A 15,424-nucleotide genomic window follows, 5' to 3' on the forward strand; every position below is an offset into this window, starting at 1 on the left:
GCCACCCGCTATGACAAGCTCGCGGCCAACTTCCTCGCCATGGTCCAGCTCGCCTCAATGCGGCTGTGGCTGCGCGCTTATGAGTCTACGACCTAGGCTCGACTGGGTCGGCGTCGATCACTGGAACACCGAGCATCCGCACGTCCACCTGATCGTGCGTGGTGTGCGCGAGGACGGCGAAAACCTCGTCATCTCGCGCGACTATATCAAGGAGGGCATGCGCGATCGGGCGAGGGATCTGATCACTCAGGAGCTCGGCCCCCGCACCGATCAGGAGATCCGCCGCACGCTCGAACGCCAGATAGCCGCCGAGCGCTGGAGCAGCCTCGATCGGCAGCTCGCCCGCGACAGCACCCGCTCCGGCGTCATCGATCTCGCGCCGCATGCCCACAGCGAACCCGACGAGTTCCAAGCACTCAAGGTGGGGCGTCTGCGCAAACTCGAATCGCTCGGTCTCGCCGACCAGATCGGCCCCGGCCAATGGGCCATGTCGGATAATGCCGAGGCGACACTACGCGAGCTGGGCGAACGCGGCGACATCATCAAGCGCATTCATCGCGGCCTGACCGAGCGGGGTATCGAGCGCGGCGCGGCCAATTATGTGCTGGCCGGCGAGAGTCTCGACGATCCCGTCATCGGCCGCCTGGTCGCCTATGGGCTCGACGACGAGCTGAAGGGCACGGCTTATGCTGTCGTCGACGGCGCCGACGGGCGGACCCACCACATCAAGCTGCCCGATCTCGATACCGCCGGCGACGGCACGCCTGGCTCCATCGTCGAACTGCGCAAGTTCGACGACGCGCAGGGCCGGCGGCGCGTCGCACTGGCGGTGCGCTCGGACCTTTCGATCGAGCGGCAGATCATGGCGACCGGCGCCACCTGGCTCGACCGTCAGGCCATTGCCCGCGAGCCGGTCGCCCTTGGTGGTGGCGGCTTCGGCGCGGAGGTGCGTGAGGCCCTGGATCGGCGCGCCGAACATTTGATCGGGCAAGGCCTCGCCGAGCGTCAGGGACACGGGGTCAGCTTCAGCCGCAATCTCATCGAGACCCTGCGCCGGCGCGAACTGGACGCACTCGGCGAGAAGCTGGCATCGGAGAGCGGACGACCGCTGACCCGCGCCGCGACCGGCGAATATGTCGCCGGCACCTACCGGCGGCGCTTCAAACTTGCCTCCGGCCGGTTCGCGATGATCGACGATGGGCTCGGATTCCAGCTCGTGCCCTGGTCCCCCTCACTCGAAAAGCAGCTCGGCCGCCATGTCTCTGGCCTCGCGCGCGGCGACGGCGGCATCGACTGGAGTTTCGGCCGCAAACGCGGGCTCGGCCTGTGATCACCACACTTCACGAAGAAGGGACGCCGCAATGTCCGCCACCAAGATCCTCTGGGGTCAGATCCTCGTTGTTCTTCTGATCGTGCTCACCACGACCTGGTCCGCGACGCAGTGGACGGCGTGGCAGCTCGGCTTTCAGCCGCAGCTCGGCCGACCATGGTTCGAGCTGCTCGGCTGGCCCATATATTATCCGCCCGCCTTCTTCTGGTGGTGGTATTTCTACGATGCCTACGCGCCGCCGATCTTCGTCGAAGGCGCCTATATCGCCGCATCCGGCGGCTTCATCGCGATCGCGGTGGCGATCGGCATGTCGGTGTGGCGCGCCCGCGAGGCCAAGAACGCCGAGACCTTCGGTTCGGCCCGCTGGGCCCGGCCCGACGAAGTGAAATCGGCCGGGCTGCTCGGGCCCGACGGCGTCGTGCTCGGCATGCTCGATCGCTCCTATCTCCGCCACGACGGACCCGAGCATGTGCTGTGCTTCGCGCCGACCCGCTCCGGCAAGGGCGTCGGCCTCGTGGTGCCATCGCTCTTGACCTGGCCGGGCTCCGCCATCGTCCACGATATCAAGGGCGAGAACTGGCACCTCACGGCCGGATTCCGCGCACGCCATGGCCGGGTGCTGCTCTTCGACCCGACCGAAGCGAAGTCGGCCGCCTACAATCCGCTGCTCGAAGTCCGCCGCGGCGAATGGGAAGTTCGCGACGTTCAGAACATCGCCGACATCCTCGTCGATCCCGAAGGGAGCCTGGACAAGCGCAACCATTGGGAGAAGACCAGCCACGCGCTCCTGGTCGGGGCCATCCTGCACGTCCTCTATGCCGAGGCCGACAAGACGCTCGCTGGCGTTGCCTCCTTCCTGTCCGATCCGAAGCGACCGATCGAGTCGACGCTGGCCGCCATGATGAAGACCGCCCATCTCGGCGAGGCCGGACCCCACCCGGTCATAGCCTCCGCCGCCCGCGAATTGCTGAACAAATCGGATAACGAGCGCTCTGGCGTGCTGTCGACCGCCATGTCCTTTCTCGGGCTCTACCGCGACCCCGTCGTGGCGGCTGTCACCCGCCGCTGCGACTGGCGCATCGCCGACATCGTCGGCGGCACGCGGCCGGCGACACTCTACCTCGTGGTCCCACCCTCCGACATCGCGCGCACCAAGCCGCTGATCCGGCTGATCCTCAATCAGGTCGGCCGGCGATTGACCGAGGATCTGCACGCCAAAAGCGGGCGGCACCGGCTTCTCCTCATGCTCGACGAGTTCCCGGCCCTCGGCCGCCTCGACTTCTTCGAATCCGCGCTGGCCTTCATGGCCGGCTACGGCCTGAAGAGCTTCCTGATCGCGCAGTCGCTGAACCAGATCGAAAAGGCCTATGGGCCGAACAACTCGATCCTCGACAATTGCCACGTGCGGGTCAGCTTCGCGACCAACGACGAGCGGACCGCCAGGCGCGTCTCCGATGCGCTCGGCACCGCGATCGAGATGCGAGCGATGCGGAACTATGCCGGGCACAGGCTCAGTCCCTGGCTCGGCCATCTGATGGTCTCGCGCTCGGAGACCGCACGGCCGCTGTTGACACCAGGTGAGGTCATGCAGCTCCCGCCGGCGGACGAAATCATCATGGTGGCGGGCACACCGCCGATCCGGGCGAAGAAGGCTCGCTACTTCGAGGATCGTCGGTTTCAGGAGCGCATCCTGCCGCCACCGCCGCTTGCGGTGGCGGCAGGAGCCAAGCCCGACGACTGGAGCGACCTGCCGTTGCCGCCGCGACCGCACATCGAGGATCCCGCCGCGAAGCAAGGCCAGAGCGCCGATGAGGACCCGACCGGCTCGGAGCGCCGCCACCAGCCCGAACTCGAAAAGGCCGGGACCGTCGAGAAAAAGGCGCCGATCGACAATGAGTTCGCCGCCGATCTGGACGACGACGAGGAACACGACAGCGCCCGGATGAGCCGAATGAACCAGATCATGCAGGGCCTCGCGCGGCAGGTCTCGCTCGACCCCAATGATGGCATGGACCTGTGATGCGTCGATGACGAAGCCATCAAAAAAGCAGCGCCTGTCGGTCTATCTCGATCCGGGCGTCATGAAGGCGCTGGCCGCCTACGCCGCGCGGCGCGATCAATCCCGCTCACTGATTGCCGAAGCCGCCATCGCGTCCTTCCTGTCGCCCGACGCCGCCGAACGCCAGGAAGCCGCGACCACCAGGCGTCTCGACCAGCTCGATCGGCGTATGACACCTATGGAACGCGATCTCGGCATCTCCGTCGAAATGCTGGCTGTCTTCGTCCGTTTCTGGTTGACGACCAATCCGCCATTGCCGGAGCCGGCGCAGACCGCCGCGCGTGCTCAGGCCGGCCAGCGATACGACGCTTTCGTCGCGGCGCTCGGCCGCCGCCTCGCGAAGGGACCGAAGCTGCGTCAGGAGATATCGGAGGACGTACCCAAGGCAATGACTCCGCGGTAAGGAGGTACGGGCATGATGCGGTTTACACAGGTTGCCGACCGGCCAACTGGTCCCCCACATGACCTCAAAACCGACATCGTGCTCGGCAACGCCATAAGCGTTGCGCTTGCCGCATCCTCGTCGCCTTGAATGAGCCTCAACCAGCGTTGCAGCAATTCAGCCGGCTACTCCCCATCCGCGCTTGGGATCGTGGCGATAGTAGAACGTAAAGAACGGCCGCTCATGCCCATGGCTGATCAACGTTATGCGCACATGCGCCTCGAACGATCCGGCCCGTTCACCGCCATCTAAGAGTGTTACCTTTCCTGTCTTGCCGTCGACCGAACGCCAGACACGAACCTCTCCCACCGTGCCGTCTCGGAGCATCGACTGGATGAGTGGGTGAAGCACCTCCTGTTCGGCGCGACTAATTCCATGTGTGGCCCATCTCAACGGAATTTGAGTTAAGGCTGGTGCGGCAACGCTGGCGAGCAAAAGCAGGGATCCGCGTAATGCGACAAATGGCGAAGTCATGGCGATATCCTTGGATGCAACGGCTTAGCGCCGCCTCTTCAATTGGTGGCAGCGAAGTCAGTTCGAGGCATTACGTGATGTTACCCGGATCCGACTGAGGCCGTGGATTTGTCCAACGGCACCCGGACACTGCCGGCTACCGTTCATGGCTCGGCAAAAATTGAAGCAAATCTTGCTCGTCGAGAGTCTCACGCTCGACCAGTAACGCCGCACCGGCTTCCAATGCCCCGCTTCGCTCCGAGAGGATCTGCGACGCCTTCTCGAAAGCGTGCTGGAGGAGGGAGCGAACCTCGCTGTCGATCAGCGCCGCGGTCATTTCACTATGCTCGCGGGTCTGGGCGACGCGCGGCTCGTTCAGATGGTCGAGATAAGGGCGGGTCTGATCATCATAGACGACATGACCCAATTTCTCCGACATGCCATACCTGAGGACCATGGCCCGCGCCATGTCTGTCGCCTTGGCGAGATCGTCGGCGGCACCGGTCGACAGATCGCCGCCAGTAACGATCTCGGCCGCCCTCCCGCCGAAAAGAACCGCCAGCCGGTCGGCCAGTTCACCGCGATTGAGGATGAAGCGGTCCTCGATCGGCCGCTGCATCGTATAACCCAGCGTCCCCATACCATGTGGAACGATCGAGACCTTGTGCACCGGATCCGCGCCGGGCAGGCTCAACGCCACCAGGGCATGACCCATTTCATGTCGGGCAACGGTGCGGCGTTCTTTCGGGTTCATCAGCCGGCCATGCTGCTCCAGCCCGGCAACGATACGTTCGACGCCTGCAATAAAATCCTCCATCGCGACGCTTTCGGCGTCGCGTCGCGTAGCGTGGAGCGCCGCCTCATTCACCAGATTGGCGAGATCCGCCCCGGTGAATCCAGGCGTGAGGCCGGCGATTTTGTCCGGATCGACGTCAGCCCCCGCCTTCGTCCCGCGCAGATGCACCTTCAAAATCTGGGCACGGCCCGTTCGGTCGGGCCGATCGACGAGCACGTGCCGATCGAAGCGGCCCGCGCGCAACAAGGCTGGATCGAGGATCTCGGGTCGGTTCGTCGCCGCCAGAATGACGACCCCGCTACGGGTATCGAAGCCATCCATCTCGGCGAGCAGTTGATCGAGCGTCTGCTCCTTCTCGTCATGGCCGCCGAGCGCCGAAAGGCCCCGCGCCGCACCCAGCGCGTCGAGTTCGTCGATGAAGATGATGCAGGGCGCCTGCTTGTGCGCCTGCTCGAACAGATCGCGGACGCGGGCGGCACCGACGCCAACGAACATTTCGACGAACTCCGAACCGGAGATGGAGAAGAAGGGGACGCCGGCCTCCCCCGCCACCGCCTTGGCGAGAAGCGTCTTGCCGGTGCCGGGAGGACCAACGAGCAGCACGCCTTTGGGCATCCGAGCGCCGAGGCGCCCGTAGCTGACGGGATCTTTGAGGAAGGCCACGACCTCGCGCAGTTCAGCCTTGGCTTCGTCGACGCCGGCCACGTCATCGAAGGTTATGCCGGTGTCGGATTCGAGATAAAGCTTCACCCGGCTCTTGCCGATCGCGAGCAGGCCGCCAGCGCCCTGTTGCGCCGACCCACGCATCATGAACCACCAGATCCCCACCCAAAGCAGGACCGGGCCAACCCAGGACAGCGTTGCGCCCAGCCAACCGCCACCGGGATCGCCGCTGAATCGCACATGATAACGATCGAGTTCGGCAGCGAACGCGGGATCGACACGCGCCGTCACGAACGCGATCCGGCCACTTGCATCCGGTGCCGTATATCTGCCCTGAATCGATGTCTCGGACAGGTTGAGCTCGGCGATCCGGCCGTTGCGAAGATTCTGCAGGAACTCGCTATAGGGTATCGTCCGGGCGCCTTGGCCACTGAAAAACAGCTGCGACACAAGAAGCCCGAACAATGCGAGCACCGTCAGATATCGGAAGCGGGATTGCCTGCTGGGCGGATTTTTCCGTCCAGACTTCATCGCCGAGCGATTGGCGACGTTTTCGGGCGCGGGACCGGCCCCGAAAATGCGGGTCAACAGGCTGGGCCGCTTCGGCTGCGATCTTTGGCGCGCGCTCATGGTGGTGTTCATAGGCACATAGGCCGCCCGCGATATACGTGTTCCCCCGCAAAGCCGGAACCGTCGGTTGCAGTAGCCTCTGCCAGCGCCCCTTTCGGCACTGTCAGGCAAATTGACGTCCTTTCGGTCCCGACCGCACGCCGGCCGGGCAAGTAGGTAGACTTCCCAATATGGCATGGTCGGCCACCGCCCTAGCTTGGATCTGACTCGGCCGGCGAGATTTCCGCAGCGCGATTCTTGAAAAGCCGCCGGGTGGGTCGGCAGCTTGACGACCGTGTTCCCGTAACACCGGGTCACCCTATCCAAGGAGAAGCAAGATGAATGATGTGACCAATGTCCCTGTAGCCAAGGCCCGTCCGGCGTCACTCCGCGATCTCGCGACTCAGATCAGTGAGCCCGTCGGCTGGCTGCGCTCTGAAATCGATCGCCTGTTCGATGATTTCGGCACACCCGGCCGCAGCCTATTCGGCTTCGCGCCCCGCACTGCTCTGGCGCCGGTGCCCGCACTCGACATGGTGGATGACGAAAAGGCCTATCGTCTCACCGCCGAGCTGCCCGGCCTTGATGAAAAGGATATCGAAATCGGTGTCGCAGACGGTGTACTGAGCATTTCGGGCGAGAAGAAGGAAGAGTCCGAGCGCAAGGAGAAGGGCTTCATGCTCAGCGAGCGCCGCTATGGCTCCTTTCAGCGTCAGATCGCGCTTCCTGCCGATGTCGATCCCGACGCCATCAAAGCCCAGTTCAAGGATGGGGTACTGACGGTGACAATGGCGAAGGACGAAAAGGCCGCCGCGCGCACCCGCAAGATCGAAATCGAAAAGGCCTGAAGCCGTGGCGACGGCATCGCCTGCCGCCGGCACGCCGGACCCTCAGGCCGATGTCGTCGCTTTCCTTCAACGGAGCGACACCTTTGGCGCGCTTCCGAAGCGTGTCGATACCCACGCCGCGAGCGTCTTTCTCGCAGGTGATCGCGCGTGGAAACTGAAACGCGCCATAAATTTCGGATATCTCGACTTCTCGACGCCGGACAAGCGGCGCGACACGCTGGAGGCGGAACTTCGCCTCAATCGCCGAACCGCGCCGGACCTGTATCGAGCACTCCATCGCATCACCCGCGCCGATGGCCGCCTCTCCATCGACGGCGCGGGCGAGACGATCGACTGGCTGCTTGAGATGCGGCGCTTTCCTGATGATGCGTTGCTCGCCGACAAAGCGGATCATGGGCAGCTCGACCAGCAACTACTGACACGACTGGCCGATCGCATCCGTTCCTTTCATGCCGCCGTCGACGCGATATCGAGTGCGACGGGAGCCGCATCGTTTCGCCATATCGTCGAAGGCAATATTGCCAGCATGGCAACCTTTCCCGAGATACTCGATCCGGGACAGGCCGCATGCCTCTGCCGGCGGCAACTCCAACTGATCGATGAGCGTGCGTCCCTGCTCGATGCGCGCGCGCATGCCGGTCGCATCCGCCACGTACATGGCGATCTGCACCTCGCCAATATCGCTTTGATCGATGGCGAGCCGACCCTGTTCGACTGCCTGGAATTCAGCGTCGAACTGGCCACGATCGACGTGCTGTACGATCTTGCCTTCCTGCTGATGGACCTGTGGCACCGCAACCTCCGCACCGAAGCGAATATCGTCTTCAATCGCTATCTCGATCTTTCTCCGGCGGACGAGAGCGGTATCGCACTGATGCCGTTGTTCCTCTCGGTTCGTGCGACCATCCGTGCGCACGTCCTGGCGGCACAGAGCATGCGCACGAACGGGGAGCGGACCATCGCGCAGAAAGCCCGCTCCTATCTCGATCTCGCGCTTGCCTTGCTAACACCCGTACCGGCCCGGCTGGTGGCGATCGGCGGACTTTCGGGCACGGGGAAGTCCAGCGTCGCGCGGCGCCTTGCAGGCGATATCGGGCGCCCGCCCGGCGCGCGGATCGTCCGCAGCGACGTGCTGCGCAAACGGCTGGCCGGCGTCCCGCCCGAAACGCGTCTCCCGAAAGACGGCTATTCCGCTGCTGCGGCGTTGCATGTTTATGCTGCAGCGAACCAAGCGGCATCCGCGATGCTCGCTTATGGTCAGGCAGCGATCATCGACGCCGTATTCGCACGGCGCGACCAGCGGGACAGGATCGAAGCCGTGGCACGACAAGCGGGCGTCGCTTTCGACGGCCTGTGGCTTGAAGCTGCCGGCGGTACGAGAATCGCACGAATCGAGCGGCGCGAAGCCGATGCGTCCGATGCCGACGCGACTGTGGCCAAGGCGCAGTCGCGGATCGAGATCGGCGATCTGGGGAACTGGCAAACCATCAATGCCGATCGATCGCTGGCCGAAGTTGCCGACGAGGCCGAAGCGAAACTCGAAGTTTAGGCCGCCGGCTCCACAACCCGCGCCTTTTCGATCACGATATCGACAGATGTCGTCCGCCGCGCGAGGAAGCCAGGGACGCTGTCGGGATTCAGGCTGATGCTGTCGATATCGCGCGCGATCAGCCAGTCGGCAAAGGCCGGCCGATCCGACGGCGCCTGACCACACAGACCGCACGGCCGATCATGCCGATGGGCACCCGCGATCACCTCCTCGATCAACCGCAACACCGCCGGATCCTGTTCGTCGAAATCCGCGGCCAGGATCGCGGAATCGCGGTCGACGCCAAGCGTCAACTGGGTGAGGTCGTTGGAACCGATCGAGAAGCCGTCGAACAGTTCGGCAAAGGCATCGATCGAGAGTGCATTGCTGGGAATCTCCGCCATGGCATAGATTTTCAGGCCGTTGCGTCCGCGCTCAAGGCCGTATTCCGCCATCGCCGCCAGCACATGCGTCGCTTCGTCGATCCGGCGGCAGAATGGGATCATGACGACGACATTACCGAACCCCATCGTGTCGCGCACCCGGGCAAGCGCCTGACATTCAAGCGCAAAGGCCGGCGCATAAGCGGGATGAACATAGCGCGAGGCGCCGCGGAAACCGATCATCGGATTGTCCTCCATCGCCTCGAAATCGGCACCACCCAGCAGCGCGCGATATTCGTTGCTCTTGAAGTCCGACGTCCGGACGATGACCGGACGCGGATAGAAGGCGGCGGCGATCACGGCCACTCCCTCGGCCAGTCGCGTGACGAAATAATCCGCACCGTCGCGATAACCGGCAATCAACGCTTCGATACGCAGACGAACGCGTCCGTCCGTGACGCGGTCGGGTGCAACCAATGCCATCGGATGGATGCCGATCGCCTGGGTGATGATGAATTCGATCCGGGCGAGACCGACGCCGTCGACCGGCAACGCTGCCGTTCGGAACGCCTTGGCGGGATCGCCGACATTGACCAGCAGCCTGGGGCGTTCCGGCCGGTTGCCGGCGACGACGACGGGTTGTGCGGTGAATGCCAGCCGGCCCTTGCGTATCCGCCCGGTTTCGCCCTCGGCGCAGGAAACGGTCACGATCCCACCATGAGGCAGCTTTGCCCGTGCGTCGGCCACGCCAACCACGGCCGGAATGCCCAGTTCGCGGGCGATGATCGCGGCGTGACAGGTACGACCACCATGTTCGGTGACGATCGCGGACGCACGTCGCATCACCGGTTCCCAGTCGGGCGAAGTGGTTTCGGCGACCAGGATATCGCCTGGCCTCACCGTCGCCAGGCCGTCGGCGTCATGGACGATACGGACCGGGCCAGCGGCAATGCGCTCGCCCACCGCCTGGCCGGTCGCGATCACCGGGCCGTCTTCGTCGAGCCTGTAGCGCAGTGCGTCAGCTGCCACGGCTCCCGCGTGAACTGTCTCGGGCCGGGCCTGGATGATGAACAGCCGTCCGCTCGGTCCATCCTTGGCCCATTCGATGTCCATCGGCGTATCCTGGCCGGCACGATGGCTGTAATGCGCCTCGATCGCCATGGCCTGTTCGGCCAGCGCGAGGATCTCCGCATCGTCGAGACAGGGCGCGGCCCTCGCCGCGCGGAGAGGTTTCACCAGCCGCACGCCATCGCCGCTACGGATCATGCGAACCTGTTTAGCGCCGATCCGGTGACGCAGCACCATGCGGTGGCCGAGGCGGTAGGTCGGCTTATGCACCAGATATTCGTCGGGATCTGCGATACCCTGGACGATGGTCTCGCCGAGGCCGAGCACACCGGTGATCATCACCACGTCGCGGCAGCCGCTTTCGGTATCGAGCGTGAAGATTACCCCTGACGCAGCGGCACTGGCATCGACCATAAGCTGGATGCCGACCGACAGCGCGACACTTTCATGCGCGAAACCCTTCGTTATCCGGTAGGAAATCGCACGCTCGGTGAACAGCGACGCCAGGCAGTTGCGCGCCGCAGCCTCGAGCGCGCTTGCGCCGCGCGCATTAAGGAAGCTTTGATGCAGGCCGGCGAACGATGCCCCCGGCAGATCTTCGGCGGTGGCGCTGCTGCGCACCGCGACCGATACGGCCCGACCGCCACCGAGCCGCCGATAGGCCTGCTCCACGATATCGGACAAGCCATCGGGCCACCGTGCCTCGACGATCATCTGCCGCAGCAGGTGCGCCGCCTGGCCGGCCTTTGCGGAATCCCCCCACTCGGTCGCGGCAAGGATCGCCGCCATCTTCGGACCGAGATCGTTTTCAGCGATGATCGCGCGATAGGCATCGGCGGTGATCGCAAACCCGTCCGGCACCGCGGCCTGTTCACCGAGCGCATGACGCAGTTCGCCAAGCGACGCATTCTTGCCGCCCACCAGGGCGATATCATCGAGGTCAATTTCGTCGAAGCCGCGAACCCATTGCCTTGCGTCCTTGCCGATCATCGCCCGATTGCCTTCTTATTGTTGGGATGATCAGGCTAACCTCGGGCCAAGCAAACAGAATCCGTAGCTATACGTATGCTCGGCAGGCCGGATAGTGCAGGCCTTTCACGGCTGATATTCCCGCAGCATTTCCAGAATGTCGGCCGCGCTACGCTGCGCAAAATCCTTGTTGATCTCGGCAAGGATGCGCTGTTCGAACTTCGGATTTTGCTCGGCCCGAATCTCACCAAGCATATGGGGAGGCGCGATCAGGATAACGGGCGTCTCCGCGCCTGCCATTGACGAAATCAGTTCCAGCGCTTCATGCCCGAAACGATTTTCGCGACGCTGGTGAAGGTCCGGCGCGTCAAAGGCGCTGCGGCCTGGGCCGACACTCGAAAAGCTGCGACCGGGGGGAATCATCTTCCATCACGTGGCTTGCCGGGTTCTTCAGTTTCCGCCGTCGACGGCCAGGATCAGGGTTCCGTGGGGGATCAACATCGATCACTATCCTTAGCTCATGAGGGAAGGGATGCGCCGAGCGGCTTTGGCGCGTGACCAAAGCGGCATGCCTCACAGAGCAGCCGGATCACCTCCTCATCGCTGGTCTGGTCGAACTCGGCATAATGAGCGCCGACGGCGTAAAAGGGACTGGGCCGGGAAAGGCACACGATCTCGTCGCAATCGCCCATAAGCTCGGCGAGGCTGTCGGCCGGTGCTACCGGCACGGCCAGGATCAGCCGCGCCGGATGAACCTTGCGCAGGCCCTTGAGCGCGGCCTTGACCGTGCCACCGGTTGCGATTCCGTCGTCGACGACGATCACGGTGCGCCCGGCAGCCTCGATCGGCAGGGCATTGCCCAGATAGGTCTTCCGCCGCCTCTCGATTTCGCGGAGCTGCCGCTGCATCTCGGTCCGGATATAATGCGGGCTGGGCGCCAGTTGACGAACCACATCCTCGTTGAGGACAAGTTGGGGATCGGCACCGTCGACCACTGCGCCGATCCCGAGTTCCTCATAGCCCGGCGCTCCGAGCTTGCGCACGAACAGCAGGTCAAGCTCGGCATCCAGCGCCTGGGCAACCTCAAAAGCCACCGGGACACCTCCACGCGGCAGCGCCAGCACGAGCGGCCGAGCGGGCGCGACATGCGCGAGTCTTGCCGCTAGATGCCGACCTGCTTCCCGCCGGTCATGAAAATCGGGACGTTCTCGAAACATGGCGGTCATCCCCATTACGTTGGATAAAATGTGAGAGGAACCAGCGCGCGGCATGATCGATCACCTGATCGAGCGTCCCCGGCTCCTCGAAGAGATGCGTCGCGCCGGGCACAATCACGAGCTTGTTTTCGACGTGCAGATGGCGCTGCGCGGTCCGGTTGAGGTCGATCACCGGTAGGTCCCGGCCGCCGACGATCAGCAAGGTCGGCGCGCGCACCAGCGCAAGTGCCGCGGAACCCGCCAGATCTGGCCGGCCGCCACGCGACACGACCGCAGCGATTCGGCCATCGGCGCGTGATGCAGCCAGCAATGCCGCACCGGCGCCGGTGCTCGCGCCGAAATATCCGATGGGCAGCGCCGCAAGTTCAGGGAGCCGATCCGCCCATTCGGTCGCGTCCATCAACCGGGATGCCAGCAGGGCCATGTCGAAAATATTGGCGCGCTCCTGCTCCTCGGCGGGGGTCAGCAGATCGATGAGCAACGTTGCCAGCCCCGCCTCGCGCAGACCGCGCGCAACATGGTTGTTGCGTGGGCTCAGCCGTCCGCTACCGCTGCCATGGGCGAAGATGACGAGGCCTTTCGCCGCATCGGGGACACCGAGCAGGCCCTTCAGGCCATCCGGGTGGATCGTGACGGGGATCGGATCACCGATAAGGGAAACCGCCACGGTCATAGCCCGAACGGCCAGGTTTCAGGCGCTCCGTGCGGCCGTTCATGCCCGAGCGGCGTGACCGCTGTCGTCTGTTCGAACCATACCCAGGCGTCGAACTGTTCGGCCAGCACTGCTTCGAAATAGTGGCTGAAGCGCTCGGTCTCGGGGCGATAGACCACGCCGATCGCGCGTTCGAGCATCGGCGTGCGCAGCTGTTCAACCAGATCATGGTTTCTGGTGCGCCAGTCGGTCAGCGTGCGGGCGAGCCCGGTTGACCGGAAGGCATGCTCATAACTGTCGGCGCGGGCCGGCCGCACCGTCTTGATCTGCATGTCGGCGCCCCAGTCGCTGGCCGCCGCGACCGTACCCGTATCGGTGCCGAAGCCGATCGAGACCATGTCGTCACCATGTGCCATGCGGCAGAGTTCGCCGATATTGAACTCGCCCTGCCAGCCCATCGCCGTAGCGGCTGCGTTGCCGACATGGCTGTTATGCGCCCACACCACCGCCTTGGCGCCGTCGCCGCGGTGCGCGAGCAGCGCCTGCAAGGTCTCGAACATGTGCCGGTCGCGCAAATTCCAGCTCTCGGTCGAGCTACGATACATCGCACGATAATAGCGTTCGGCGGCGCGCACGATGCGCGCATTCTGCATCGCGTCGAACCAGGCTTCGCCGTCTCCGCGCAGATAGTCCAGCCGGTGGGCCAGAAGTTCCCGGAGCTGCAGGATCGCCCGCTCCTCGCAGCTCGGCCGACCACCATGAACGACGGCGCGGCCATAATGGGCAGGATCATCCTGCCAGGGCGTCAGACAACCGTACCGATGGCGCGCATCCACCGCAGCCGCGGGATCGACCTTGTCGAGAAAGGTGAGCACAGCATGGATCGATTCGCTGAGACTATAGACATCGAGACCATGGAAGGAGGCGCGCCGAGCTTCCGGCAGCGGCGCATTGTGATGGCGCATCCAGTCAGCGAATTCCAGCACCTCGATATTACGCCACATCCAGGTCGGGAAGCGTATGAAAGAGTCGCCTCGCCGGGGGCGAGGTGCCTGGTGTCGCACATAATCGTCGATCTGCGCCGCGTCCGGCCAGTCGGCTTCGACCGCGACAATGGTGAATCCGTGATGCGTGATCAGCCGGCGCGTGATCGCGGCCCGCGCGCGATAGAATTCGGAGGTTCCGTGCGTCGCCTCACCCAGCAGGATCACACGTGCGTCCCCAAAACGATCAAAAAAGGCACCGAACGCGTCCGCACGGTCGGGCGACGGCAAGGGTTCGGCGTGACGCCGCAGTGCTTCGATGAGCGCGGCAGGCGCCTCATGATCGATCCGATCGTGCAGTGTCGTATCCGCCATCGAAGTCTCCTTTCGGGATTTTCGGTGCTGCTCAATGACCCAGGACGACTGGCACCGGACTTTCAGCTAGCATCCGCCGGGTGACGCCGCCGATCATCCGCTCGCGCAGGCGGGAATGGCCATAGGCACCGATAACGCAATAAGCAGGGAGCCTGTCCCTGCAGGTGGCGAGAAGCGCATCGCCCACCGTCCATTCCAGCGGAACCTCGCGATCGATCCGCGCGTGGATGCCGTGGCGTGAGAGATAGGTTGCCGCTTCCTCCGCGGGCGGTCCTTCGGTTTGGCCGATTTCCACGATCGTGACGCCCGTCGCCAGCGCGAGAAGCGGGATCGTCGTGCGAAGCGTTTCGGCGATAGCCGGGGCACCGTTCCAGGCAATCAGTGCTTGCCCGCGAACGTCGAAGCCATGCGCTTCCTGCGGCACGGCAAGGACGGGCTTTCCGGCACGCATGACGACATCCGAGACGATCGCCCGCATGTCGGGAGGAACATGGTCGGCAAACGCCGTGTTGAGCACGATGATATCGGTCAGGCTGGCCTCGGCTTTCAGCAGGCCGGCGATATCGCCGGTCGCATCCGCCCAATCCCAGGCAACGTCCTCAACCTTCAACCGTGCCATGATCCGGCCGCGATTCTCGGCCTCCCGCTCGCGGACGCTGGCCAGCAGCGCAACCTCGGCATCGGCCAACATGTAATCGGCGCCGACCAGCAAAGGCAGTTGGACGATATCCAAGCAGGTGAGATGCCCCGAAACCGCCCGGGTGATGTCGAGCGCGGCCTGCAGCCGCGCTTCCTCTCCCGCATCATCGTGGATCAGCAGCAGAACATTCTTCATGTGAGCCTCCGTCGTGTGATCGCCTTGAGGCGGGACGCAACGGCACCATGACGCCTGGCAGGCCATTGATCACTACGTGAGGTTACTGACGGGGCCTGCCATCACGCGGCCGGGAAAAGCTAGGTCGTAAACCCATAAACGGGAATTTCCGTATCTGCAGTGCCGCGCGGGTCAGAACCTTCGATAGCGAACCTTGATGCCGGTAGTCTTTGCC

At 64.2% G+C, this 15,424-nt stretch carries 12 protein-coding genes and 2 pseudogenes; 6 read left to right on the top strand and 8 right to left on the bottom strand.

Annotation, left to right across the window (positions count from 1 at the left end):
- From BLS13_RS20915 to BLS13_RS19800, 4 genes and pseudogenes are all read left to right on the top strand, one after another.
- Positions 1–96, top strand: a pseudogene (locus BLS13_RS20915) (IS5/IS1182 family transposase); the annotation flags it as partial.
- Positions 86–1,330: pseudogene (locus BLS13_RS19790) on the top strand (relaxase/mobilization nuclease domain-containing protein); the annotation flags it as partial. The pseudogenes BLS13_RS20915 and BLS13_RS19790, both read left to right, overlap by 11 nt.
- Before the next feature lie 31 nt (positions 1,331–1,361).
- The gene (locus tag BLS13_RS19795) at positions 1,362–3,350 is read left to right on the top strand and encodes a conjugal transfer protein TraG (RefSeq protein WP_093454719.1); all 1,989 of its coding nucleotides are present in this window, start codon (positions 1,362–1,364) and stop codon (positions 3,348–3,350) included.
- Positions 3,351–3,357: 7 nt separating this feature from the next.
- Positions 3,358–3,792: a ribbon-helix-helix protein, CopG family gene (locus tag BLS13_RS19800; RefSeq protein ID WP_093454732.1), complete on the top strand. Its 435-nt coding sequence runs from the start codon at positions 3,358–3,360 to the stop codon at positions 3,790–3,792.
- Between the two features lie 156 nt (positions 3,793–3,948).
- Here the strand turns inward: BLS13_RS19800 and BLS13_RS20525 are convergent, their stop codons facing one another.
- Both BLS13_RS20525 and ftsH read right to left on the bottom strand, forming a co-directional pair.
- Entirely contained in the window at positions 3,949–4,305 is a 357-nt protein-coding gene (locus BLS13_RS20525) for a hypothetical protein (protein ID WP_143012037.1), read from the bottom strand.
- Between the two features lie 136 nt (positions 4,306–4,441).
- Entirely contained in the window at positions 4,442–6,274 is a 1,833-nt protein-coding gene (ftsH, locus tag BLS13_RS19805; RefSeq protein ID WP_093454734.1) for an ATP-dependent zinc metalloprotease FtsH, read from the bottom strand.
- Positions 6,275–6,690: 416 nt separating this feature from the next.
- Between ftsH and BLS13_RS19810 the strand changes: the two genes are divergently transcribed.
- Positions 6,691–7,200 carry an Hsp20/alpha crystallin family protein gene (locus BLS13_RS19810; RefSeq protein WP_093454720.1) on the top strand — a complete coding sequence of 170 codons (510 nt, stop codon included), beginning with the start codon at positions 6,691–6,693 and terminating at the stop codon, positions 7,198–7,200.
- Between the two features lie 4 nt (positions 7,201–7,204).
- Positions 7,205–8,749, top strand: a complete 1,545-nt coding sequence (locus BLS13_RS19815) for a bifunctional aminoglycoside phosphotransferase/ATP-binding protein (protein WP_093454722.1) — start codon at positions 7,205–7,207, stop codon at positions 8,747–8,749.
- Here the strand turns inward: BLS13_RS19815 and ppsA are convergent.
- The 6 genes from ppsA to BLS13_RS19845 form a co-directional block, all read right to left on the bottom strand.
- Positions 8,746–11,169 carry a phosphoenolpyruvate synthase gene (gene ppsA, locus BLS13_RS19820; protein ID WP_093454723.1) on the bottom strand — a complete coding sequence of 808 codons (2,424 nt, stop codon included), beginning with the start codon at positions 11,167–11,169 and terminating at the stop codon, positions 8,746–8,748. The genes BLS13_RS19815 and ppsA overlap by 4 nt on opposite strands.
- Before the next feature lie 105 nt (positions 11,170–11,274).
- Entirely contained in the window at positions 11,275–11,571 is a 297-nt protein-coding gene (locus BLS13_RS19825; RefSeq protein ID WP_093454725.1) for a baeRF12 domain-containing protein, read from the bottom strand.
- A gap of 95 nt (positions 11,572–11,666) precedes the next feature.
- Positions 11,667–12,380 (bottom strand): phosphoribosyltransferase, encoded by a 714-nt coding sequence (locus BLS13_RS19830; RefSeq protein WP_371128228.1) that lies wholly within the window; start codon positions 12,378–12,380, stop codon positions 11,667–11,669.
- Entirely contained in the window at positions 12,337–13,032 is a 696-nt protein-coding gene (locus BLS13_RS19835; RefSeq protein WP_256325995.1) for a dienelactone hydrolase family protein, read from the bottom strand. Before BLS13_RS19835 ends, BLS13_RS19830 begins: the two co-directional genes overlap by 44 nt.
- 2 nt (positions 13,033–13,034) lie before the next feature.
- A complete protein-coding gene (locus tag BLS13_RS19840) occupies positions 13,035–14,375 on the bottom strand; it encodes an erythromycin esterase family protein (protein ID WP_093454729.1) in 1,341 nt (446 codons plus the stop codon).
- A 31-nt stretch (positions 14,376–14,406) separates the two neighbouring features.
- Positions 14,407–15,210, bottom strand: coding sequence for a universal stress protein (locus BLS13_RS19845; protein WP_093454731.1), 804 nt, complete (start codon positions 15,208–15,210; stop codon positions 14,407–14,409).
- Positions 15,211–15,424: the final 214 nt, after the last annotated feature.

The organism is Sphingomonas sp. YR710, assembly GCF_900101455.1.
In the GTDB taxonomy this organism is placed as follows: Bacteria; Pseudomonadota; Alphaproteobacteria; order Sphingomonadales; family Sphingomonadaceae; genus Rhizorhabdus.

Coding starts and splice junctions, on each gene's coding strand:
- BLS13_RS19795 (WP_093454719.1), top strand. CDS start 1,362: ATGTCCGCCACCAAGATCCTCTGGGGTCAGATCCTCGTTGTTCTTCTG.
- BLS13_RS19800 (WP_093454732.1), top strand. CDS start 3,358: ATGACGAAGCCATCAAAAAAGCAGCGCCTGTCGGTCTATCTCGATCCG.
- BLS13_RS20525 (WP_143012037.1), bottom strand. CDS start 4,305: ATGACTTCGCCATTTGTCGCATTACGCGGATCCCTGCTTTTGCTCGCC.
- ftsH (WP_093454734.1), bottom strand. CDS start 6,274: ATGAAGTCTGGACGGAAAAATCCGCCCAGCAGGCAATCCCGCTTCCGA.
- BLS13_RS19810 (WP_093454720.1), top strand. CDS start 6,691: ATGAATGATGTGACCAATGTCCCTGTAGCCAAGGCCCGTCCGGCGTCA.
- ppsA (WP_093454723.1), bottom strand. CDS start 11,169: ATGATCGGCAAGGACGCAAGGCAATGGGTTCGCGGCTTCGACGAAATT.
- BLS13_RS19825 (WP_093454725.1), bottom strand. CDS start 11,571: ATGATTCCCCCCGGTCGCAGCTTTTCGAGTGTCGGCCCAGGCCGCAGC.
- BLS13_RS19830 (WP_371128228.1), bottom strand. CDS start 12,380: ATGGGGATGACCGCCATGTTTCGAGAACGTCCCGATTTTCATGACCGG.
- BLS13_RS19840 (WP_093454729.1), bottom strand. CDS start 14,375: ATGGCGGATACGACACTGCACGATCGGATCGATCATGAGGCGCCTGCC.
- BLS13_RS19845 (WP_093454731.1), bottom strand. CDS start 15,210: ATGAAGAATGTTCTGCTGCTGATCCACGATGATGCGGGAGAGGAAGCG.